This window comes from Vibrio sp. 1249-1 (assembly GCF_033340495.1).
The window spans coordinates 1-531 of record NZ_JAWOWJ010001120.1 but is presented as its reverse complement, the minus strand read 5'-3'; the positions used below and the strand labels follow the sequence as shown (position 1 = coordinate 531).

At 48.6% G+C, this 531-nt stretch carries 2 pseudogenes; both read left to right on the top strand.

The features are described from left to right. Positions 1–119, top strand: a pseudogene (locus tag R7Z50_RS30800) (gamma-carboxygeranoyl-CoA hydratase); the annotation flags it as partial. Further along, positions 116–531, top strand: a pseudogene (locus R7Z50_RS30795) (hydroxymethylglutaryl-CoA lyase); the annotation flags it as partial. The pseudogenes R7Z50_RS30800 and R7Z50_RS30795, both read left to right, overlap by 4 nt.

Below are 531 nucleotides of genomic sequence, written 5' to 3'. Positions count from 1 at the left end.
ACACCAGCCAATTGATCGCCGATATCCGCGTATCGCCGCAAGGGCAAGACGGTTTACAAGCTTTCTTAGAAAAACGGCCTCCGAGCTGGGTCCATCAACCTGATACGGAGGAAGAATGACACTGCCTACTAACGTAACCATTGTTGAAGTTGGCCCTAGAGATGGACTTCAAAATGAATCACCGGTTTCGACTCGCACTAAAATCCGGCTGATTGATTTGCTTTCTGACACGGGTTTGAGTCACATCGAAGCCGGCTCATTTGTCTCACCCAAATGGGTTCCGCAAATGGCAGATTCCAAAGAAGTCATGCAAAATATCACGCGAAGAGCCTCGGTGACTTACTCGGCACTCACCCCCAACCTCCAAGGGTTAGAGCAAGCCTTAGATGCTGGCGCCAATCAGGTCGCCATTTTCACTTCGGCTTCTGAAGGTTTTTGCCAGCATAATATCAACTGTTCAATTGCAGAGAGCTTGAAACGCTTCGAGCCATTAATGGTTCAGGCCGATAAATACCATATTCCCGTTAGAGG